Annotated in this window: 18 protein-coding genes and 1 pseudogene; 1 reads left to right on the top strand and 18 read right to left on the bottom strand. The window is 67.9% G+C overall.

Features of this window, described 5'->3' with window-relative positions; all coding sequences use genetic code 11:
- The 3 genes from ACIBBH_RS38345 to ACIBBH_RS38355 all read right to left on the bottom strand — a co-directional run.
- The coding region (locus ACIBBH_RS38345) for a tetratricopeptide repeat protein (RefSeq protein ID WP_399412936.1) at window positions 1-1,913 on the bottom strand (1,913 nt) is incomplete at its 3' end.
- A gap of 949 nt (window positions 1,914-2,862) precedes the next feature.
- A complete protein-coding gene (locus tag ACIBBH_RS38350; protein ID WP_399412938.1) occupies window positions 2,863-3,771 on the bottom strand; it encodes a ParA family protein in 909 nt (302 codons plus the stop codon).
- Between the two features lie 321 nt (window positions 3,772-4,092).
- Window positions 4,093-5,247, bottom strand: coding sequence for a ParB/RepB/Spo0J family partition protein (locus ACIBBH_RS38355; RefSeq protein ID WP_399412940.1), 1,155 nt, complete (start codon window positions 5,245-5,247; stop codon window positions 4,093-4,095).
- Window positions 5,248-5,578: 331 nt separating this feature from the next.
- On the opposite strand from ACIBBH_RS38355, the pseudogene ACIBBH_RS38360 reads away from it, so the two are divergent.
- Window positions 5,579-6,301, top strand: a pseudogene (locus ACIBBH_RS38360) (DUF2637 domain-containing protein); the annotation flags it as partial.
- Window positions 6,302-8,449: 2,148 nt separating this feature from the next.
- Here the strand turns inward: ACIBBH_RS38360 and ACIBBH_RS38365 are convergent.
- From ACIBBH_RS38365 to ACIBBH_RS38435, 15 genes are all read right to left on the bottom strand, one after another.
- Window positions 8,450-11,911 (bottom strand): hypothetical protein, encoded by a 3,462-nt coding sequence (locus tag ACIBBH_RS38365; protein ID WP_399412942.1) that lies wholly within the window; start codon window positions 11,909-11,911, stop codon window positions 8,450-8,452.
- Entirely contained in the window at window positions 11,911-12,363 is a 453-nt protein-coding gene (locus tag ACIBBH_RS38370; RefSeq protein WP_399412944.1) for a TadE/TadG family type IV pilus assembly protein, read from the bottom strand. Before ACIBBH_RS38370 ends, ACIBBH_RS38365 begins: the two co-directional genes overlap by 1 nt.
- Complete coding sequence (locus tag ACIBBH_RS38375) at window positions 12,363-12,842, bottom strand: TadE/TadG family type IV pilus assembly protein (RefSeq protein WP_399412946.1); 480 nt, start codon at window positions 12,840-12,842, stop codon at window positions 12,363-12,365. Before ACIBBH_RS38375 ends, ACIBBH_RS38370 begins: the two co-directional genes overlap by 1 nt.
- Complete coding sequence (locus ACIBBH_RS38380) at window positions 12,821-13,246, bottom strand: TadE/TadG family type IV pilus assembly protein (protein WP_399412948.1); 426 nt, start codon at window positions 13,244-13,246, stop codon at window positions 12,821-12,823. Before ACIBBH_RS38380 ends, ACIBBH_RS38375 begins: the two co-directional genes overlap by 22 nt.
- Window positions 13,246-13,566, bottom strand: a complete 321-nt coding sequence (locus ACIBBH_RS38385; RefSeq protein WP_399412950.1) for a hypothetical protein — start codon at window positions 13,564-13,566, stop codon at window positions 13,246-13,248. Before ACIBBH_RS38385 ends, ACIBBH_RS38380 begins: the two co-directional genes overlap by 1 nt.
- 41 nt (window positions 13,567-13,607) lie before the next feature.
- The gene (locus ACIBBH_RS38390; protein WP_399412952.1) at window positions 13,608-14,492 is read right to left on the bottom strand and encodes a type II secretion system F family protein; all 885 of its coding nucleotides are present in this window, start codon (window positions 14,490-14,492) and stop codon (window positions 13,608-13,610) included.
- Window positions 14,489-15,442, bottom strand: a complete 954-nt coding sequence (locus ACIBBH_RS38395) for a type II secretion system F family protein (RefSeq protein ID WP_399412954.1) — start codon at window positions 15,440-15,442, stop codon at window positions 14,489-14,491. Before ACIBBH_RS38395 ends, ACIBBH_RS38390 begins: the two co-directional genes overlap by 4 nt.
- Window positions 15,439-16,926 (bottom strand): CpaF family protein, encoded by a 1,488-nt coding sequence (locus ACIBBH_RS38400; RefSeq protein WP_399412956.1) that lies wholly within the window; start codon window positions 16,924-16,926, stop codon window positions 15,439-15,441. Before ACIBBH_RS38400 ends, ACIBBH_RS38395 begins: the two co-directional genes overlap by 4 nt.
- A complete protein-coding gene (locus tag ACIBBH_RS38405; RefSeq protein ID WP_399412958.1) occupies window positions 16,916-17,743 on the bottom strand; it encodes a hypothetical protein in 828 nt (275 codons plus the stop codon). Before ACIBBH_RS38405 ends, ACIBBH_RS38400 begins: the two co-directional genes overlap by 11 nt.
- Window positions 17,743-18,333 carry an SAF domain-containing protein gene (locus tag ACIBBH_RS38410; protein ID WP_399412960.1) on the bottom strand — a complete coding sequence of 197 codons (591 nt, stop codon included), beginning with the start codon at window positions 18,331-18,333 and terminating at the stop codon, window positions 17,743-17,745. Before ACIBBH_RS38410 ends, ACIBBH_RS38405 begins: the two co-directional genes overlap by 1 nt.
- 138 nt (window positions 18,334-18,471) lie before the next feature.
- Complete coding sequence (locus tag ACIBBH_RS38415) at window positions 18,472-19,116, bottom strand: ATP/GTP-binding protein (RefSeq protein WP_399412962.1); 645 nt, start codon at window positions 19,114-19,116, stop codon at window positions 18,472-18,474.
- A gap of 233 nt (window positions 19,117-19,349) precedes the next feature.
- Complete coding sequence (locus ACIBBH_RS38420; RefSeq protein ID WP_399412964.1) at window positions 19,350-19,889, bottom strand: hypothetical protein; 540 nt, start codon at window positions 19,887-19,889, stop codon at window positions 19,350-19,352.
- A gap of 321 nt (window positions 19,890-20,210) precedes the next feature.
- Window positions 20,211-20,597: an OmpA family protein gene (locus tag ACIBBH_RS38425; protein ID WP_399412965.1), complete on the bottom strand. Its 387-nt coding sequence runs from the start codon at window positions 20,595-20,597 to the stop codon at window positions 20,211-20,213.
- Between the two features lie 306 nt (window positions 20,598-20,903).
- Complete coding sequence (locus ACIBBH_RS38430; protein ID WP_399412967.1) at window positions 20,904-21,473, bottom strand: hypothetical protein; 570 nt, start codon at window positions 21,471-21,473, stop codon at window positions 20,904-20,906.
- A 97-nt stretch (window positions 21,474-21,570) separates the two neighbouring features.
- Complete coding sequence (locus ACIBBH_RS38435; RefSeq protein WP_399412969.1) at window positions 21,571-21,753, bottom strand: hypothetical protein; 183 nt, start codon at window positions 21,751-21,753, stop codon at window positions 21,571-21,573.
- Window positions 21,754-21,844: the final 91 nt, after the last annotated feature.

Below are 21,844 nucleotides of genomic sequence, written 5' to 3' on the forward strand. Positions count from 1 at the left end.
GTAAGGGTTTGGGGGTGGTCTTCGCCCAGGACTCGGATGCGGTCCTCGAGTAGTTGGGCGGTTGCTTCGGCGGCTCCTGCTGCGTCTCCGGCTTCCCCTCGCCAGCGGGCGAGGTTGCTGCGGGTGGTGAGGGTTTGGGGGTGGTCTTCGCCCAGGACTCGGATGCGGTCCTCGAGTAGTTGGGCGGTTGCTTCGGCGGCTCCTGCTGCGTCTCCGGCTTCCCCTTGCCAGCGGGCGAGGTTGCTGCGGGTGGTGAGGGTGTGCGGGTGGTCTTGGCCGAGTACTTGGACAAAGCGTTCCAGAAGGTCGGTGTAGGCGTCGGCGGCCTCAGGCGCGTTGCCTGCCTGTCCCAGCCAGTAGGCGTGGTTGCTGCGGGTGGTGAGGGTTTGGGGGTGGTCTTCGCCCAGGACTCGGATGCGGTCGTCGACTAGTTGGGCGGTTGCTTCGGCGGCTCCTGCTGCGTCTCCGGCTTCCCCTTGCCAGCGGGCGAGGTTGCTGCGGGTGGTGAGGGTGTGCGGGTGGTCTTGGCCGAGTACTTGGACAATGCGTTCCAGCAGGTCGGTGGTTGCTTTGGCAGCTCCTGCCGCATCGCCGGCCTCGCCTTGCCAGCGGGCAAGATTGCCTCGGGCAGTGAGGGTGTCGAGGTGGTCGGAGCCGAGGAGTGTGGCGCTGGTCTTGGCGACGTGCCGGAAGTGGTTTCGGGCGGCGCTGAGCTGGCCGGCCTCGCCGAGGCTACTTCCGGTTCGGTACAGCACCGCGTGCGCGTCCGGCTGGTACAGAGCGTCTCCCGCCAGGTTGGCGAGGGCGGTGGCGTTAACACGCAGCGCCTGGGCCAGAGCCACATCGCTCTCGACGTCGGGCCAGGCAGCGGTTAAAGCGTCCGCGGCGGCGCGTGCGGCGTCATCTCGCTGATCGGGGGTAAGAGCGTCACGCACCGAGCGCTGGACAAGCTGGTGGACCCGGACCGCGAGGTGCGGGACGTTGGGAGTGTGCTCGACAAGGCTGAGCCGGCGCAAGGCGCTCAGGGCTGTTCGCGCCTCCCGGTGTGTCACCTCTTCATAGTCCTCCAGCATGCCAACAGATGAGCCAGTCAATGGCTGGGAGTCGGGGGCCGAACGTTGGCGGGCCAGGAAGGCACGGGCTGGGGGGCTTGTCAGGACCGCTTCCGGAATGCCGTTCGGGTTAAGAAAGGCGGCTAGCTGCAGCATGGGGCGGGCTAGTCCGGTCGGCCGCAGAGTGTTGGCGTGTTCAATGGACAGAGACCAAGTAGCGGCTACGGCCAGCGGTTGTCCATCGGGCAGGGTGTCAGGTGTCGCATCACGCAGCCTGGTGGCGTGGTCGGCTAGCAGCTGACGGAAGCCAGCCACGCTGGTGCCAGTGTCGGTGAGATAGGCCGCGGCTTGCGACAGCGCCAGGGGCAGGTCCCCGAGATCCTCCGCCAGGTCGGCGAGATGCTCGGTCGTTTGCGGGTTGGTGACAAGGGCACCACTGAGGTAAGCGAGCGACTCCGCAGGGGTGAAGACGCCGATCGGGATGAGACGGCGGCCGGTGATGAGAGCTGCCTCCTGACGGCGGGTCGTGACGAGGGTTCGGCCTGTGGGGCCAACTGAGGGCCACAGCGTGTTCAGATCTACTGGGTCGGTCACGTCGTCCAGCACTACCAGCCAGCGGCAAGTGCGCTGTCCGGCCTTGGGTTCTAACCAGGCCAAGAACGTGGCGGCAGCCAGTTCAGGATCGTCGGATGCAGCGGCACCGAGTAGTTCGGCAGCTGCCTTTGCGTAGCCGTTGATGATGCCGGCGGCGGTGGTGGCGGTGATCCATACCAGCACGTCCAGCTCCCCCGCCTGCCAGGCCATGCGGGCGTAGTGAGCGGCAAGCTGGGTCTTGCCCACCCCGCCCAGGCCCACCACCACGCCTGCAGGTGCGCTCTGGGCAACGACCGCAGCTCCGCCGTCAGTGAGCGCCGCGGTGAGGAGATCCAGCTCTGGGCGACCCTGGAAGCAGCCGGCTTGCGGGGGGATAGTTCCGACCTGATGTGGCCACGAAGCGGGTCGGCGAGATGTCGCGTAGAAGTTGTTCTGAACGCCCTTGCCTTAGGCTGGGCCGTGAAAGTCCGCGCGCCGGAAGTCAACCCAGTCACCCTCCATGGTGTCCCCGTCCGTGCTGCCGACCCGAGGCTGCCGAAGCCCCACCGTCCGATCCGGCTACCGCCGAATCGGCACCCCGACCGTACCCACGCCGCAGCCGCTTAATTGGGACTTATGACTAACCCGTTACACCAATAGTCCTCGTCGACGGTCGACGTGACCCTAACGATTGCTCCTTCCCCTGGCTGTTGTCTTGGCCCATCCTTGCCGGGTGTATGCCATAGGACACCAGTCTCTTCAAAGCCGCGTGCTGGATGACTTCGTTCATTGCGCGCGTTGATCTGAGTCGGTCCCGTTCGACTCGTTGTCCACGGATAGCAGCTTGCCTCCCATGCGGCTTCAGCGTGGGAGGCGTCTCCAAGATTCCAGTTGTCCAGCTCGATGCCGTCGACCGTGACCTCCTGAGCATCAAATGGACAGCAAGGCGGCTGTCTCGACTGGGAAGCGAGACGTGCCCACGCGGCAGCGACAGACCTTCTAGCTCACTGATTCGAGCGCGGAACGGCGCTGCCGAGCGACCACTCCCCCATCCCAGCCGTAGCCCCCGTCGACGCGGAGGCCGCCTGTGAGCGGCGCATTCGGCGCCCGACGCGCTGGCTGTTCACCAGAGCAGTCACGAGCGCTGAAGGCTTGGTTCTCATACTGACGGCCTTGTCGCTCGGCTGAGTGGGACAAGGCCATCGGTGTTTAGGTGATGCAGGTGATTGCCTCGCAATCAGGCTGACCTTCGGCTGAACCCCAGAGCCTGTGTCACAAGGTAGTAGTCGTCGGTGGCGGACAGGGCGGTCTCCTGCTTGAGCTTCGACGGGTTCTCCGTCACCGGGTCGTAGAAGCGCAGCACCTTCTGAGCTGCGTAGGCCTCAGGGATTCGCGGGCTCCTGCGGACCGTGGGGAGAACGAGCTCCTCGTATGCTTCCTTGGCCTGCTGCTGGCTATCGTCGTAAACGGCACCCTGGTTGCGGGTGGTCGGGCAGTCGACGATGAGGATGTTTGCCAGCTCTGCGCGCGCCCCCATCGCGGAGAACGTCTCACTGATCTCTTCGATCTTCGCTTCCATGCGGGTCAGGGCGCGCAGTTCCTTCCATCCCGGCTTGACGCACGCCACCACGTCATCTGCTGCGACGATTGCGTTGACGACAATCAGACCGAGGTTGCCCGGGCAGTCGATCAAAATCAGGTCGTAGGTGTCGCGGATGCGGTCGAGTTGTGCTTTGAGCCAGAACTCTCGGCCGGTCTTCGGCGCAAGCAGTTGCTCTGCCTCTTCGAGCGAGCTGGAGCCGAGTACGACGAAGAGATTAGGGATGGGCTTCGTGCCGTCCTCACCGTAGGGGCCGGCCATTGCCTGCGCGACGGCTTCCTCGAGCTTGGCGGCTCCGGTGAGGACGTCGTAGAGATTGGCCTGGTTGGGGATGTCATCGGGGGTGTCGTAGCCGAGGGCAGCGGATGCGTCGCACTGTGCGTCGGCGTCGATCACGAGTGTGGTGAAGCCGAGGTCGGCTGCGCAGGCTCCGATGTTGACTGCGGATGTTGTCTTTCCGGCGCCGCCGCTCTGGTTTGTGAGGGCAAGGACGCGGGCGATTCGATTCGCTGTCTCAGCGGTGGTGCGGTTACGGGACGAAGTCATGAGTGAGCCTCCACGAATGATTGCGGCGCAATCACTTGGCCAGTGAAAGTTCGCGCGCGATATGTCACCGGGCCCGCAAACGCAGATGGGCTTGGCCCAACGCTGTGCGGTGGTCCAGCCTCTGACGTTGCTGCCCGAGGTAGTGGTCTCGATGGCGGGAGTTGATTGCGCCGCAATCAGGGGACCTTCCAAGGTCGACGCCATGCTTCGGCGGTAGACCCCGAAGACGATGCGATACCGGGGCGCAGGTTACAGGGCGAGGTACCGCAAAAACTAGTCGCCCCACCGTTCTAAGCCGGTGGGGCGACTAGGGGAGAGGTGTCAGGGCGCGAGCAGTGCCTTCAACTCCTCGATCTCTGACTCGTCCAGGAGGTCCATGATGCTGAGAGCCAGCTCCTCAATACTCCGCACGACGATCACCCCGCGCGGTTCCTCTGCAGTCGCTACAGAAGTATCTGCAGCCTCGGCCTGTGAGGCGGGCGCAGAACTCGTTGGCGTCTCCGCTGTGCGCTGAGGTGCTGGGCGCTTTGGTGAGGTCGGTCGGGAGTCGGGCTCCGCCGCCGCTGCTGTGTCCTGCACAGGCTCGCTGGCCCGCGGCTCTGGCAGGGCTGCAGGCGTCAGTTCCGTTGCGGTGATTGCGGCGCAATCATCAGCAGGCTCGTCCGTAGGGATGGCCTGTTGCCCGGTCGGAAGCTTGCTGACTGCCGCAGCCTGCGCCGTGCTCAGCTGTCCACGCACGAAGGCTTCCTGCAGGTCGGTTCGCAGACGAGCATAGACAGTTGCTGCCTCACGAACGGGCAGCATCAGACGTGCCCCTGCACTATCCGGGCTCTCTGCGGAGTCCAGGAGCTGCTGCTCCTTGAGCCAGTGGTCGACGACCGCTTGCTGCAGTTCAGGAATAAGGCGGAGCAGAGCGACGCGGTGAGAGACGTAGGTCTGGGAGCAGCCGACGCGCTTGGCGAGTTCGCGCTGAGAAAGCTGCTTTCCTGCCTCATCCTTCTCGTCAAGGGCTTCCTGGAACTCGACGGCCTCCTCGATGGGATTGAGACCCATGCGTTGGAGGTTCTCCTGGATAGCGGCGATGCGCAGGCTCGGTACGTCGCGGCGGACCAGGATCGGCACTTCCGTCAGTCCGGCCTTCAAGGCGGCGGCCAGTCGTCGATGGCCGTGATGGACGACGAAGAGGATCCCTTCCGCGACTCGTGCTTCAACCGCCTCCTTGTGCTGGGGATAGAGCTCAACGTAGACGTCTGGCGGGATGACGGTCATGGCGGTGTTCATGCCGTCTGTCCGTAGGGTGTCGGCCAGTTCGTCGATCTTCAGGAGCTTTTTACGCCCATTCTCGGGGCTGGGCATCAGCTGGTCGGGGCGCACCGTCGGTAGTCCCTGCGGCACGAGACGGGCCTGCTGGGTGGCGGCCTTACGTGCGGCTCTTTCGGCGGCGAGGTCGCGCTTGAGGCCGGGTTTGTGAGGCATGGGCTTCTCCGTATGGTGCTGTGACTGACGCGGGGGCGAGCTTATCGGGCTGACGAAGTGAGTCGATGCTGCTTGGGAGTGATTGCGTCGCAATCACTCCCAAGCAGGCGGCCCGAGGCGACCTAACTTGCGGGGAAGGTGAGGAAAGTTCCATCTGTACGCAGATGACCATATCGCCTATATGATCTTGCAGGTTTCATCCCGACAGCCAATGCCAGGGCAAGCCCATCTGATCACTTTTCGTCGACGATTTGCTGCCAGCACACCTCAAGCCGTCTCAAGGGGGCTCACGACATGCAAGTCTGAGACCTGCTCATACAAGTGACGCGGCATGGGAGTGGCAAGAGACGTGACTGCGGCGGGGAACGGCGCACGGCCCGTACTGACCCGAGCCCACCGGATCCTGATCGGCGTGGTCGTCACCGGTGCAGTGATCATCGCCGGTATCGGCTTCGCCGGTTCGTACGCGGCCGTCCGTGAGCTGGCCCTCAAGAAGGGCTTCGGGAACTTCTCATATGTGTTCCCGGTCGGCATCGACGCGGGCATCTGTGTCCTGCTGGCCCTGGATCTGCTCCTGACCTGGATCCGCATCCCCTTCCCGTTGCTGCGTCAGACGGCGTGGCTGCTGACGGCGGCCACGATCGCGTTCAACGGTGCCGCCGCCTGGCCGGACCCGCTGGGCGTGGGCATGCACGCGGTGATGCCGGTCCTGTTCGTGGTGGCGGTCGAGGCGGCCCGGCACGCGGTCGGCAGAATCGCCGACATCACCGCTGACAAGCACATGGAGGGCGTCCGTCTCACCCGCTGGCTGCTCTCCCCGGTCCCGACCTTCCTGCTGTGGCGCCGTATGAAGCTGTGGGAGCTGCGCTCCTACGAGCAGGTGATCAAACTGGAGCAGGAACGCCTCGTCTACCAGGCCAGCCTCCGCTCTCGCTTCGGCCGAGCCTGGCGACGGAAGGCCCCGGTGGAGTCACTGATGCCGCTTCGCCTGGCCCGATACGGGGTGCCTCTGGCGGAGACGGCCTCGGCCGGCCTTGCCGCAGCCGGCATCGACGAGCCGCCCATCAACCTCACCGTCGAGCGGACGTCGGTACCGGCACAGCGACAGAGCCCTGAACTCGAGACCGCCGCCGAGCGCGAGAAAGATCCTGCGAAGCTGAGCGATGATGAGCCCCAGCCGACGAACCAGGCGCCACCTGTCGATCCTGGCCGGTCGCATGACTTGGAGGTGGAAGGCGATGGCGATGACCGAGCCCTTGCCAACGCCTACCAGGCCTGGCTTACTGCCTTCGGATTCGAGCCCACGAGCGCACAGTTCGCACTTTGGCTCCAGGACCAGTACAGCATCGCCACCGCGTCAGGCGGGCCACTGCCTGACGAGCAACTGGTGCCACTGCTGAAGGTGCTTAAGCAGCGCAGCTCACAGCACTACTCCCCTTCAGCCAGCGTTCAGCATGGAATGGAGGGGGCCCAAACCGCTGACGATGAACTGACCTGGGGCGACTACTTCTACAACGCATGGCTTACATACGCCCACGAGCATGGCTCCTCACCGGATGCGGCCGCCCTCGCCCAATACGTCTACCAGCGCGACCGCATCACGGGCGCCACAGGTCAGCCAGTCACCGCGGCCGAGGTGCAGGAGTACGTCGCCGAATTCCAGGCGCGCGAGTACGGCATTGACAGCTCGAACTCTGCCGTGCCTGCTGAGGACGAAGCGAGCACTGATCCCAGCAAGCATCCGGAGGACGAGCCCCTGCCGGATCAGGAGACTGAGCAATGGGCCGCAGCCGTCGGCGCTCATGCTGCCGAGGGGCAGCGCAGCCCGAGGATCGACGCCAAGGTCGACGAGCAGCCTTCGCCGCAGGACGCTGTCGAAGGAGCCGACCTCACAGTCGTCGACCGCTACTACCTCGCGTGGATGGAATATCAGGCTCAGCACGGCGGCGAACCGGGAGCCGATGCGCTGTCGGCCTTCCTGGCGGAGAAGGGCATGTTCGGCCGCGGACGAAAGCCCGTCAGCCCGTCCACCCTGCGCCGCTACCCTCTCCAGTTCCGCACCTACAACGTATGGGCCGAGCACCGCGTGCGCACCGATGTACCCTCGGCCGACGCAGTTGCGCAGGAATGCGCAGCCCGCGGAATCACAGGCCAGTACAACAAGCCGATCGCACCAGCCCAGATCGCCGAGCAGGCGGAAGAGTTCGAGCGGCGCTGGAATGTGCTCACCCGGCATCACGCCGAGGCCCAGCAGTAGCTGTAGTGGGGCCGGTTGTGGACGGGATCCCCGACAGCCTCCCGCAGGATGCGCCATGTAAAACGCCTGATCAAGCACCCATTGCGCATCCGAAATGATCACTGCGCAGGGTTTGCGCACCCCGCAGGCGGCCTGTGGTACCACGCACCTGTGCAATGCGCACCCCGACCAGACCGATCAGGGGGACTCGTGCGAGCACTGCGCATCGACCCCGGCGCACCCTCACCGCAATCGCCTTACCGGAACTCGATGCTGCACTCCACGACCCTTGAGCATGTCGGAACGAGTGGCGCCGTCGACCGGGTCGTGTATCCCTCCGCTCCTCCACCTTCGCGGCGCGGATCGCGCCATCGAACTTGGTCAGGGCCTGGCCCTCTGGGTCCTGGCTAGTGCCTTGCCCAAATGGTGTTGTTAAGAGTCTCGGATAGGTAGAGGGCACGGGGTTCGGTCCTTACACGAAGGGCCTCTGCTGTGAGTGCTGTCCCGCCCAACATTTCTGAGCCGCTTCTGCACTGGATGTGAGCCAGGTGCTCCTATGTGGAGTGATTGCGGCGCAATCACTCCACATGATTGCGGACAGTGCCCTGGCCGACGTTTTCGCCTACACCACCGCCGAAGGCGCCTGCGTCGGCTCGGGAGCTGCCAGCGGCAGCCGAGTCACCACCCACTCGCGCGGGGAACACGCTCAGGGGCCGGCTCAGTGCCGGATCAGGCCGGGCTCACCCCCGCTGGCGCGGGGAACACGCAGTCCTCGCCCCGGGGCCGCTCACGAAGATCGGCTCACCCCCGCTCGCGCGGGGAACAGATCGAAATGACCACCGCCCTGCGGCAAAGTTTCGGCTCACCCCCGCTCGAGCGGGGGTGAGTCGGTTGTCTGCGTCGAGGTGCGAGCTACCGGCCCGGGACGTCACCCGCAATGGGTAGTGCACACTGCACGCCCGTCCTCTATAGAGCCGTGTGCACTGCCGCGCCCGAGTCGTTGAGGAGCTCGTTGATGAGTTGCGTGGTCTCCGTCTCCAGGGAGCAGTCGAGTGCCCGGTTGACCTGCTGGACGCGGGAGATGGCCGTGTGCAGCCCCTGCCGGTTTCCGGCCGCGTACTCGATGCGGAGCCAGCCCCGATACAGCAGCTCCGCGGTGTCGTCGACGTCGAGACCGGTCGCGACGGCCTGGCGGGCGGCGCTGAGGTCGTGGTGCGGTCCGGCAGGCGTGCGGTAGGTGGCTACTGTGTGCGCTACGTCGATGATGCGTGTGACCATTTCCTGCTGGTAGGGCTCTGCCCAGGGCAGGGCTTTGCCCCCGAACGGCCGGCCGCGTACGAGAGTGAGCGCTTTCTCCAGATCGGTCAGGCCTGAGGGACCCAACGGAAGAGCGCGTTCGACGAGCTGCAGGAAGCGGCTCCAGTCGCAGCGCACCCCGGGTGCGAGTTGGTACGGGTCGTCACCGGAACTGCGGCGCGGCACGTAGGGGTTGCCTGCGGGGTCGTTGCCCAGAGAGCGGCGCAGGCCCTGCAAGCGGGCGTTGAGGGTGCTTGAGGACCAGGGGCTGACGGGATCCATGTCAGAGCAGAGCACGTCCGCGCTCCGGCCGGGCCGGAAGAACAGCAGTGCGGCGAGCTGTGCCATCCGCGGGCCGTGGCCGGTGCTGTCCACGCCGGTCACCTCGAGCGGGCCCAGCACCCTGATTTCCGGCGCGTGCAGGTCATGCGCTTCGCAGTCCTCCGCCTCCGGCACCTTCCCCTCCTCGAGCGAGGCCTCGTGGTCGTCGGCCTCCGCGTCCTCGCCACTGGCGCTGGTCTCCGCGGCGGTTGGCGGTATTGGAGCCGGGGGCGGGGGCACTGCTTCAGTGCTTGTGGCGGGGTCGTCGCCAGCCGGAGATGCGGTCGTGGCGGTGGGCAGGAGTCGAAGTCCGGACGGGTCGGCGCTAGCGGCCAGCAGGGCCGGGAACATCTCGCTGCCCGCATCCGATGGAGCCGGCAGCGAGACGTTCGGGGCTGCGGTGGCCGCGGACGCGATGGGCTCCTTCGGAGCGGTCTGCTCACGCTGCTGCATCTGGTCGAGCTCGTCCGGGACGCCCTGCCAGGGTCCCTCAGCCGGGTGGGACGGCTGCCCGGACACCTTCAGTGCCGTGGTGATCTGCAGGTACGCGGCGTGTTCCAGGCGCTGCACCGTGATGTCGACGCCGGCGTAGTCGAGGTTCTGAGGATCCCTGAGGGAGGCGTTGAGGATCTCCGCCTCGGGGAAGTGCGCGGCTGCCGTACTCGCGGGGGCGATCAGGGTGACGGGGACCGTGCCCGACTTGTCGATGACATCGGCGAACTGCCAGGCCGTGTCCGCGTCCAGAGACGAAGCGCACAGCAGCAGGTACGGCTGATGCTCGGTTTCGGGGATCTGGTGCGCTTCCAGTAGCCGTTCGCTCAGATCGCGCAGGGCGTGCGCGGCTTGGCGCATGTGGGCGATCCGCGCGGTGGGCAGCAGCTGCGGCAGGTCATCGCCGAACCCCACGGTGACGACCTCGACTTCGCTTGCCCACGGGCTCATTCCGAGTTCCAGGGCGAGCGAGGTGCACACCTCGGTGATGTGGACGGGGTTGCCGTCCAGCAGCAGCGCGGGCAGCTGCGCGAGGTTGAGCAGCAGGAGGTCGCCCGTCTCGGTGCTGCCGATCGTGACCAGCCCCGGATACGGTGCCGGTACCTCGCGGGCGTGCTCTTCGTCCAGGAGGACGGCATCGGAGGGCAGGGCCCACCACCCGCCCTGCCCGGCCACGAAGGGCGCCGCAGGGTCCTGGGCGAGATCCTCGGGCAATACCTCCACCGTGCGGGTGCCGATCCGGGCAGCCCGCAGCGGCGGCAGGATGGCGTCCTCCTCCTGGGCCGCCTGGTGGGCGAGCGTTCGCAGTGCCACGTCCAGGCGGTCAGCGCCGCCCGGCTCGGCGGCCGCTGCCAACTGGGCCTCGGCCGTGGACGTCTCCGACGCGATGGCGATCTTCTCGCCGGGCTTGCGGCGGCGGCGCTGCAGCGTACGGCGCAGGGCGAGAGCACCGGTGATGGCGGCCGCCAGCAGCGCGCCGGCACCGAGAACGGTGCGCAGGTTCAGCGGGCTGCTGGCCGGAGCCGTCGCCGGGGTCTGGGACGCCGTGGCGGCGGGGGAGGAGGCAGCAGCGGGGCCGGACGCTTCAGCCGACGCCGGCGGGGAGGCGGCAGAGGGCGACTCGCTGACGCTGGGCTGCGGGGTCGCAGAGGCCGTTGCCGACGGCGATGCCTGATCCTGTCCGGGCTGCTCGGCAGGGCGGCTGGCCGGTGCGCTGGGGGCCGACGACTGGGGTGCGGGCGTGGTGGTCTGGCTCGGCGCGGGCGGCTGGTCGGTGCCCGCGCCCGGCTTCTGGCTGGTCGGGGGAGTGGTCTCCTGGCTGCCCGCATCATCACCCTGGTCACGGTCCTGGGACGGCTGGTCGGGCTGGGCGCCGGGCACGGTGACCTGCTGCCCCGCATAGATGACGTTCGGGTCGGTGATCGCGGGCAGACCGTGGGGCTGCTCCTGGCCCCGGCTGGCCTTGAACAGCTCGGGCCATTCGTCGCCGTCGCCGAGTTCTTTCTCCGCGATCTTCGAAAGGTAGTCACCCGAGTGGACCGTGACGACGTGCTCGCTCTTCTCGCCGGCAGCCGGCGCGGCCTCACCCAACTGGGTGCGGAGGCCTCCCACTCCAGTTGACGTGTCGGGCATCTCCAACTGCCAGCCGGGCTGCAGAAAGCTGTTCGCACGGAAGGTCGTGCCGTCGACCATGGTGTGGCCCTCGTTGAGGGCAGCGATCTCCCGCCACCTCTCACCATCGCCCAACTCCCGTTCAGCGATGCCCCACAGGCTCTCCGCGGGCCGCGTCTCACGCACCGTGTACGACGTGCTGGACGCCGCGGTGCTCGCCGAGGACCTGGAGGCCTGCTCGGTCTCGGCGGCCTGCCGGGCCTGGGGCTTGCCCGAGACGGGGGCCGCCGTGGTGGCTGGGGCGGCCTGGGCGTCGGAAGCCAGAGCCGAACTCGTCGGCAGCAGCACCAGGATGCTGCCGATCAGGAGAGCCGCGGCGCGCTGGGAGGCACCCATCCCTCGCGGGGCGTGCCAGGTCCGGCCCCGCACCTGCGCGATCAGCTCGCGCACGGCGCAGAAAGCGAACTGGGCCCACCCGATCCACCCCACCGCGACGAGCAGCAGCAGGAACGCCGCACCCGTGTCCTGCCGGTCCAGCAGGTGCGTGAAGTCGTCGTGGGTGGCAGCCCAGATGACCGGGGTGGCCCAGGCCAGCAGCAGCGGCAGCCCGGCGACAGCGGCGGTCAGGACCAGCAGACTCAGGACTGCTTTGAGGAGCCGGCCCAGGGTGCGCCAGGCCGCTGCGGCGGGGGAGGGAGTGGTGCTCATCAGTTTCCTTCGGGAGCGGTGACGCCATGCAGGAGGGTGGCCTTGCCATGGCCGGTCACCGACAGAGAGCCGATTCCAACCACCGACAAAAACTTCGTGTCGTACGTGCTGGTGACGACGACGGTGAGGGTCTTGCCGTCGCCGGACACGCTGACCGTGCCGGTGGCGCCGGCGGAGCGCAAGTAGGCCTGGGCTGCGGCCTGTGCGTCCTGCGGATCGACGACGATCGCCCTCCCGCTGATCGCGTCGGCGGGATCGATGGCCTGCCCGCCGGCCCGCGCGGCTTCGCCGGCGACGTAGTCGGCGCGTTCTGTGGCGCGCATTTTGCTGCCGCCGTCGACGGCGACGCCGATGATCCCGATCAGCGCGATGACGCACACGGCGACGAACACGGTGACGCCTCCCCGGTCCTCCCGTAGCGTTCGGCGCAGGCCCCTCTGGCGGAAGATCATCAGTCCCCCCGCTGCCGGTACTGATCCACTACCGAGGTGGCGGTCGACGTGAGTGTCTTGGCTCCCGGCACGCCAGGGAGCAGCAGGTCGGAGAGGTTGACCGTGCAGGTCACGGTCGCGGTGACCGTCCCTACCTGCCCCACCGGCACGCTGAGGCCGCCCGTGTTGATGTTGACGCTGGTGGACGAGCACTTGATGCCCTGGTCGTTCAGGGACTGCGCGGCCGCCGCCTGCGCGGCGCTCTGCGCGGACCCCGCGGTGCGGTGAATGGAGGCCTCCCGTGCCGCGTCCTCGGCTGCCGCGTCGATCTTCGCGCCGGAGGTGACGATGCGTCCGCCGGCGATGGCCATACAGATGAACATGATCAGTGCAGGGAGGACGATGGCAGCCTCAATCGCTGCGCTGCCCTCGTCGCTGCGGAGCCTGCGAGCCCACCGGGCCGTGTTTCGCACGTGGTTCACCCTCCCGGGACGGTCCATCTCTCCACCGGGCCGGACGCGGACTGGGTGACATGAAGGCCCGAAACGCCCGGGATCATCGACATGGCGGTGCCGGACACCTGGACCCGCACACGCTGCCCGGTGCTGCTGGCCGAGACGCTGTAGCCGCTCAGGCTGTCACCCGCGGTGCGGCCCAGCACGTTGCGTGCCTGGGCCGCACCGTCGGCGGGGCTCGACTGGTAGGCGCGGGCCGCGGTGAGGCCCTCGCGGGCAGCGGTCAGGGCGATCTGCCGTGCGTAGTACCACATGGAGGCCTGGATGACGGCAACCGTGGCGAGCAGTACGAACGGGAAGATGATCGCCATCTGGATGGCAGTGTCACCGCGGTCGTCGCGCCATCTTCGGCCCTGCCACCAGTCCTTGAGCCGCTCGGGACGCGACATCACAGTCCAGAGAGCTTGCCGTTGTACTTGCCGATCACGATGGCGATGGTCCCGGCGATCAGGACGGCGCCGGTGACGGCGGCGACCCAGATGATGACGGTGGTGGTGCTGATGTCGCCGCGGTCCGGTCGGCGGGTGGCCTCCTCCAGGGCTTCGTGCAGACGCGTGCTGAGCCGGATCGCTGCACGGTTGGCGCGCTCGATGACGCGGGATCTCCTGCCGCCGTGGGCGGGTCGGCGGGGAGCCTTGTTCGGGCCGGTGTGCGGGCGGCTGGTCAGCCGGATCACAGCACGGCGTGTGCGGGCTGCAGTGTGCTTCATGTTCCTTACCTCTCTGGAGCGTTGAACGAGTCGGAGTGGTCTCAGACGGTCAGCATGCGGATCACCGCGGGGAACGCCATCAAGAGCATGACCAAGACGGCGAGCAGGGCTCCGGGAGCGGTCATCTTCTCGCTGGCCGCGTTCGCCTCTGCGGACTGATCCGCCAGCAGTTCCGCGTTGAGGGCGGCGGTGCGGGCCCGCAGCGCCTTGTACACGGCGGCGCCGTCGGTAGCCGAGCCGCGCATGATGTCGGCGACGTCGTCCAGGACGGGCAGTTCGTACTGGGTAGACAGCTCCGCGAGTGCCTGATACGGCGGGATCTTCTCCAGCCGTGCCCGGCGCAGAGCGCCCTGCAGATAAAGGAACGGCCAGCCCTCGCCGACCTCGGCGGCCTTCTCCAGCGCCTCGGCGGGGCCGGCGTCGGCGGCCCGCTTGAGCGCGACCAGGTCGAGGAAGGCGGACAGCGCGTGCGCGAACTCCTCCCGGGCCCGCTTGGCCTGGTCCCGCACCGCAAGATCGGGCGTGATGAACAGCAGGGCCGCGACAAGAAGTCCGACGCCGGCGGGTACGTAGAACGGCAGGCCCACGCCCGCGATGATCCACGGAATCGTCGCAATCACCGGGCAGAGCAGACCCAGCGCGGCCAGCGCGACCTTCTTCAACATGAACTGGCCCGGCCCCTGGCCGAGCAGGGCCAGGTTCGTGGTGGGCACCCGCACGCCCGGAAGCCGCTCGAGGCGGGCCAGCAGCCACCGGCCCCACACCTCCTCGCGGTCCAGCTCCGGCTCGGGCATCGTGAACGTTCCCGGGGCACTGCGCTTGAGGGCAGGCCCCAGCGCGGGCTGCGGCTGCAGCAGTTCCCGGACCAGCAGCGCAACGCCGGCACCGACCATGCCGCCGGTCACAACAACGGGGAGCAGGTTCACGACGGAGCTCCTTTCGGCTCCCGGGCGACGACCGCCAGGTCCGGCTCCGGCTCAGGCGCCGGTAGGCGAACGGTGCTGGTCGGGTCGGTGACCAGGAAGCGGGGGATGCGGCGGAAGTTGCCCAACTGCCGCATCATGGCAAGCACTCCGACGAATCCGGCCGTCAGGAAGGCGAGCACGAGCTGCCCCAAGAGCGTGGAGTACGGCTTCGTGTAGCTGGGCACGAAGAACCCGGCCACCACGACTCCCACGGTGATGATGGTCATCCACCGCACGGTGGTGCGGGGCTTGGCCCGGTCCGCCTCGATGGCACGCTTGCGGGCGACCTCCTCGCGGACGGTGGCCGAAAGGTCCTCCAGCGCCTGAGCCAGGCCCGGGCCGCGGTCGTTGACCGACAGGATGAGCGCGGCGACCACCTTGTCCGAGGTGACATCGTCCAGTTCATCGGCGAACGAGCGCAGCGCCAACTCCGGCCGCCACCCCAGGCGCAGCCGGTCGGACAGATTGATGATCTGCGGGGCAAGTTCGTCCGGTGCCCCCTGACGGCTGGTGATCATCGCCTGCTCGAGCCCCATGCCCAGCCGCAGCAGACCGGCCAGCCGCTGCGTCCACTCACTTAAGCCCTCCAGCTGACCGATGCGCTCCTGCGCCATCTGCGCCGGGGTGATCAGCCAGGGCACACCGATGACGGCCGCGCCCAGCAGCGCACCGCCGACGAAGTTCCCCGAGACCAGCCACACGGCCACGAACACCACGACGGCCGCGGCCAGGAGGGTTCGCCGCCGCAGGCGGGTGTCCTCACTCTGGTTCTTCCCACCGCGCAGGGCCGCCTGCCAGCGCATGTGCAGGGGGGCCCGGCGCGGCGCCGTGGTGCCCACGAACCCCGCCACGACACCGACCAGCCCGCCGACCACGGCCATCCCACACAGCAGCCCGAACAAAAGCGTCATCGGCTCACCCCCACCTTCAGCGGCAGCGGCGCCTGCCAGGCCCCATACGACTGCTGCAGCAGCGACGAGTCGAAACCAACGCGGCGCAGGTCATCGACGCAGCCCGGGTCCATCCGCGGCACCGCCCGCAGCTCACCGAACTCGCGGCCGGGGGAGAAGATCTCATTGGTGGCAGGCCGGCCGTTCTCGCCGATCCCAGTCAGTTCCAGGACATGGGAGACGTACCGGTGGCGGCGGCCGCCGATCTGCGTCTCGTCCGTCATGTCGACGTAGACGATGAAGTCCAGACCGTTGGCGGTCTGCCGGTAGGCGAGCTGCTCGGACAGGTTCTCCTGGGCGAGCGCGTACAGCTCGGCGATCCGGTCGAAGATGATGTCCGGGCGACGCGCGTGAATGGTGCACAGGTTGCCACCGGAGCCGTTGGTCAGCGCCTGCATCATGGCGACGACCTCAGGGCCGCGAACCTCGCCGACCACGATCCGTTCCAGTGACATCCGCAGCGCCGGATGCATCAGATCCAGGAGCGTGACCTCGCCGGCGCTGCGCCCGGTGACGTCCTTCTCCCCGTTGGACTCACGGCCGACGAGGGAAACAACCTGCTTGTGGTAGCCGTTGGCGTGGGCGAACAGCTCGTCCTCGGTCTGAATGGTCGCGAACCGGCACTCCGGGTCGAACTCCTTGAGCATCGCCCGCAGCAGCGTGGTCTTCCCCGCCTTCTGCTTCCCCGCGATCATGATGTTCTTCTCGGCGCGCACGCACGCCCCGAGGAACTCGCGCAGGATCGGGTCGATGGTGCCCAGCCGGACGAGGTCGTCGAGGTTCGCGTGGGAGACCCGGTGCCGGCGGATGACCGCGTAGGTCATCGGTCCGAGCCCGGTGATGGCCTGCAGGCGGGAGCCGTCCTGCAGGGACAGAGCCAATGTAGGGTTCGCGGTGGAGATGGTGCGCTCGCTGTGCCCGGAACCACGGGCCAACTCACGCAGCAGCTCCAGCAGTTCTTCCTCGGAGTCGGCGATCGGGCCGACCCGGCGGCGTTCGCCGTCGCCGTAGTCGAGCCATACCTCGTGAGGGCCCTGGATGATGATGTCCTCGACCCGGTCATCGTCCAGGTACGGCTGGAGCCGGCCCGCCCGAAACAGCAGGTCGTACACGGCGCGGCGCAGCGCCTCGTCTTCCTGCGGCGTCATCGCCTGGGCGTCCGACCACAGCGCGACAGCCTCAGCGATCCAGTTCAGGCAGCGCTGCTCCTCGCTGGCCCGGTCCATGTCGGGCTTGGTCTTGAGCAGTTCCTCGCGCTGCTTGGCGACCTGGGACGCAATCTCCCGGGCCACCCGGTAGTCGACGGTGATCTGCGGAGCCGCCGTGCCGAGCGCCTGCGGACTCGAGGCGGCACCGGCAGGCAGCGGTGTGCCGTTGGTCTGCTGCGCCCACTGCTGGGGCAGCGGGGCCACCGTGGGGTCGGGGTGCAGGGGCCTAGCGTGCATGGGTCACCTCCCCGCCTGCTGCGCGCAGGCTGCGTGGATCGAGGCGGGCCCGGCGCATGGCGGCCCGCTGAACAAGCAGCGTGCTGCCCGTGCGGGCGGCCTTCATCAGCGGCGACCTGGTGAAGTGGCGGGGCTGTTCGGCGCCGTCGGACAGCACCCGGGCATCCTTCGGCGCGTACGGCAGGGTGGCGATCACCGGCACCTGCAGCACGCGCTGCACCTCACCAGCGGGATACGGGCCTTCGTTGACCATCAGCAGGCTCACACCGCCGACCCGCTCTTCCAGGGCGCGCACCCGGCCCTCCGCTGCCTGCAGGCAGCGCAGGGTGTTGCGGACCACCACGAACACGGCGTCAGCCTGTTCGGCCAGCACTCCGGAGGGCCCGTAGGCTCCTCGACGGCCCAGGTCGATGAGGACGTCGTGGCCGCTCTCGGCCTCGATGCCGCGGAACATCTGCGCGAGCATCTTCCACACCGAGCCCAGGCTCGCCGCCTGTGCGGGGTCGGTGAGGCCAGGCAGCAGCAGCCGGTCGCGCGGGGACTCGGTCTTACCCTCGTCGCTGCTGAGGTCGATCAGCTGCCGCCAAAAAGCGTCGCTGAACTCGCCCTTGCGGGCGGCGACCGAGAGGTTGCGCAGCCCATACCGGTCGCCGAGCGTGCCCTGCAACAACCCGTGCAGCACCGCCCCACCGTCCGGATCGCACTCGGCCAGGACCATCCGCCGGCCCGGCTCCAGCGGCCACGACAGCAGCAGGGCCAGCGCGCTCGTGGTCACACCGGGCGCGCCACTGCAGCCTGCCAGTGCGATGACAGCCATCAGTGACCGTCCGGGGCAGCGAGGACCAGACGCAGGGTGCCCGCCGACACCCATGCGGCGGCCGTGGGCCCGTCCTCTGCAGACGTGGCGACGTCCACGACCACAATTCCTGTGCCGGGGGCGGCTCCGGATGCCTTCACGACCCGCCCGTCGAGGGTCTGCGGCGAGGCGTCGGACGTCTTGCCCGTGTCCGCCTGCCCCTGGGCCGGGACGTGGACCAGTTCCACCTTCTGGCCCGGCACCAGCGCCGTTGCCGGAACCTGTTCGGGCTTGAGCCCGATCGGCACCAGCTGCTCGCCGGCCTTCACCAGGGAGTCCTTCGTCACCTGCGACGGTGCCAAGAGGGAACCGGGCTTGAGTTCCACGGCGGCCCGCTTACCCACCACCGAGTCCAGGTCGTCCGCGCGTACCGCTTTGACGGCCGGGTCCAGGGCGATGGAGGCCTTGCCCAGGTCGTTCTTGGAGAGGACCTGCCCGACCTGGACGTCGCGGACCACGGTCACCACCTGCGTCCGCTGGCTCACCTGCAGCAGCAGGACCGCAACGCCCGCGCCTCCGGCGGCGATCAGCGCCAGCGACAAGGCGATCATGCGTGGACGGCGCCTGCGCGCCGAGACCCGTGGGGGCGCAACGGGGCCGGCTGCCTGTCCCGGTGCGGGCATGCCGGTCGAAGCTGCTGGGCCCGTGCGCTCTGTCGTCTTACTCAACGCTCCATCCTTCCGGCGGCTTCACCTGACGACCTGCAGCTCGCCGATCGCTACCTGCTGTTGGGACTGCCTGGTCGCGGTGAGTTGGCCTGTCTCGCCGCCACCGTTCACGTGCCAGTCCACCGTCCATGTCGATGTGGCGGTCACGGTGAACTTCCCGCCCTTCTGGGCGGCCGAGGTGCTGCTGTACGTGTGGCCGCAGGTCGGAGACTCCTGCTTGCCGTAGGAAGCCTGGTACGCCGTGCCCGGGCCGTTGCACGTGACCGTCGAGCCGTCGCCCATCTTCCAGTCGATGCGGGAGACCTTGGCGACCGCGGTCACCGTCACGCCGCCGGCCGAGGCACTCGCGGTGTTCGGGCCATAGGTGGTGGCGCTCTCGTGGACCCACATCCACATGGGCATGCCAATGAGGTACTTGCCGGCTGCGGACGGGCTGGTGATGTCCGGCCCCAGGAGCGTCATCTTGTCCAGCGCTTGCTGTGCCAGCTGAGCTGGGTCGACGGTGGCAGCGGGAGGAGTTGCGGACCAGAACGTCTCCGGCGGGCCCATCATGCCGGTAGCGTTGCCGGCGGCAACGGCCAGCGGGCAGATCCGCGTGTAGATGGCGCCGTCCCCCGGCTTGTGCCCTTCCCAGACGGAACTCCCGGCAGGAGGCTGAGGGGCCATCTTGGTCACGATGCACGGACCCGGTACCTGCGGCTTCTCGCCGCCCTTTCCCGGCGCAGAAGGCTTGCCGCCCCTGGATCCCGAGGTGCCGCTAGTGCCGGCGCCCACACAGATCTCAAGGAGTGTGCATTCGCCGACACCGGTCGAGGGCTTGGGGTCGGGGTCCGCTGCGGCCGTCGTCGTCGCAGTGGCCGTCAGTAAGAGCGCCGCGCCGACGGCGCCCGCGATACGGGTCAGCATGCGCGGTCTTCCGGTTTGATGTCCAGAATCACCCACTGCTTCCCCCACTTCTCTGCGGTCACCTTGCTCACGTACTTGGTACGACGGTCCTTCGGCAGAGCAACTTCACTGCGCGTCTTGGCGTTCAGGACCTTCCAGGTAGAGACGTCAACACAGTCAGTGATCTTCGCCAGGGGAACCTTCTTCTTAAGGTCCAGGCTCGTGACCTGCGGGTCGATGCGCGGTTTGCCCTCTGTGACCTGCCCCATCGTCTTGAGGTTCTTCAGGTCGCTCTGCGCCAGGCCCAGAGCATCTCCCTTGGCATAGGTAGCCAGCTCAGTGCCCGCCATACTCGCCTTGGAGTACGCGTCGGCCTTCTCGTCCCAGTAGCGCCCGTAGGCGCTCAGAAGGTCCTGCTTGGCGGCATCCTCCGGATCCACAGACGCGGGTGTCGTCGTTGACGGAACAGCCGAGGCGGTCTGGTTCTCCTTGGGCTTGTCCTGCGACGAGCTGTCACCGCCGCCACATCCGGACAGCGCGGCCAGAACACTCAAGCCGAGCAGAGCGGTTGTGTACGTGCGGATGCGAACAGGGACGAGCCCGGTTCGGAGTCGTGATGCTCGTGTCACCTTGTCTCCCCGTATAACGCGGTTCGCAATGGTCGTGTGCAGGGTGCCAGGAGGTGGCAGCCCATGCTCCGTGGCTGGATCAAGCTGCTGTGATGCATCTGTGTAGTCGCCAGATTACGCATATGCCTGTCAACATCCCAGGAGGTTCTTTGAGTTGACCCACGCAACTCGGGGCGTAACCGGTCACTTTCGAAACCAGATGTCGATTTGTAGTTCTGTGTCTTCGCCCGTCGCACCCGCATACCGTCAGGCAGCGTTCGGATCGTCGAACGAACCTTGCCTGCCCGCTGAGTTGTAGAACGAAATCTCGACTCGCCGATTCTGCTGGCGGCCGACCTCGGTGGCATTGGAGGCCACAGGATGCCGCTCGCCGAACCCGTGCGTGTCGAAGGTGACCGCCGTGCCGCGCAGTTCCTGGGCCAGCGCCCTCTGGACGGCAACGGCCCGCTGCTGGGAGAGCGCGTCGCCGTGGGAAGAGGAACCGAGCTCGTCTGTGAAGCCGTACACCCGGACCTCCGTTCCTGGCTGCGGCTCGATCTCCCGGGCGACGGAGGCGATACGGGACCGTGCCGAACTGCCCAGCCGGGCACTGTCCTTGGTGAAGAGCACCTCGGCCTGCAGGCCGAACGTCACCTGCGTTCCTGTGTCCTCGCGGCGTTCGGCTCCTTCCTGGTCCTCGACAACCTCTCCAATGCCGGCAGGCTGCGAACCGAGGTCGAGAATCTTGGGGGGGCGAGCGTGGCGCCGGCGCGGAGCGCAAGGCCGGGGCTGCCCGAGTCGAGGGCGAGCAGTGCGTGCGCGCCCGAGGCGGCCGCGCTCGGGAGGGCAGCAGCGGCAGCCCTCCCGGTCGGCCCGCCTGCCAGGATGCTTGCCGCGAGGGTGAGGGCGAGGAGCGGAGCGGTGATCCGCGATCGGGTGGTGACCATGCAGGCGCTCACCTCACTCGGCGATCTTGATGTTCGCGGTGTCGAACAGCGGCAGCTGGAAGCCGACCGTGTTCGACGGGGGCGTGGGGAACTGCATGAAGACGTGGGCGCTTTCGCCGGCCTCCAGCGTGGACAGGCCGGTCGTGGTGAGGGGGCGCCCCTCCGTATCGCGCAGCACGTAGTAGCGCCTCTTGTGGGCGAAGTCGACGAGGGTCGCCCCGCCCAGCGACGGGCCTGTCCTGAGCTCCTTCAGCTCGTCGCCGCGCAGTTCCGCGGGTACCACGGTCACGGTGGACGCGTCGTTCTTCAGATCGCCGCGCACGGTGATGTAGCCGGCCGGGTCCCGCTTGGCCGACGTGATCGCGAGGGACAGGCCGCCCTGGCCCTGCAGTTCGGCGAGAGGCCTGACCGTCTGCAGCTGCCCGTGCGGGGCGGAGCCACGGTCTGCTTCCGACGCGGCCGCCGCCGGACGGTCCTGGTCCTGGCCTCCGCCCGAGCAGGCGGAGACGCCCAGGCCGAGCCCGACGGCGATCGCCAGTGCAGTGAGGGATCTGCCGAACGCTGTGGTGTCCCGACTGGTCATAGGGCTGCTTTCCTTTCGGCGAGGATCTGGAGGTGGTCGTCGCGGCGCAGGCGGCGCGCCGGCGACAGGAACGGGGGCAGGGGAGAGGAGACGCGCTTCACTGCTGCCGGACCGGCGGCCACACGGCGATCACGTCGCCGTCGAGGGTGACGTGCCGGCCGGGGAAGCGACCGCGCACCGCGCTCAGGTCGGCGAAGTCGAAGTCGCCGCTCCCGTGGACCACGCACGCGTCCCCGACGTACGAGACGTCCTGCGTCAGGTCGGGCCACTCGCCGTCCAAGGCCGGTTCTGTAGTGCGAATCTGACTAGGAGCGTGCGACATGCGGCGTCCCCTAACATCGGTGCACAGCAAGGCGGGTTCAAGGTGAAGC

Source organism: Streptomyces sp. NPDC051636 (genome assembly GCF_044453765.1).
GTDB lineage: Bacteria > Actinomycetota > Actinomycetes > Streptomycetales > Streptomycetaceae > Streptomyces.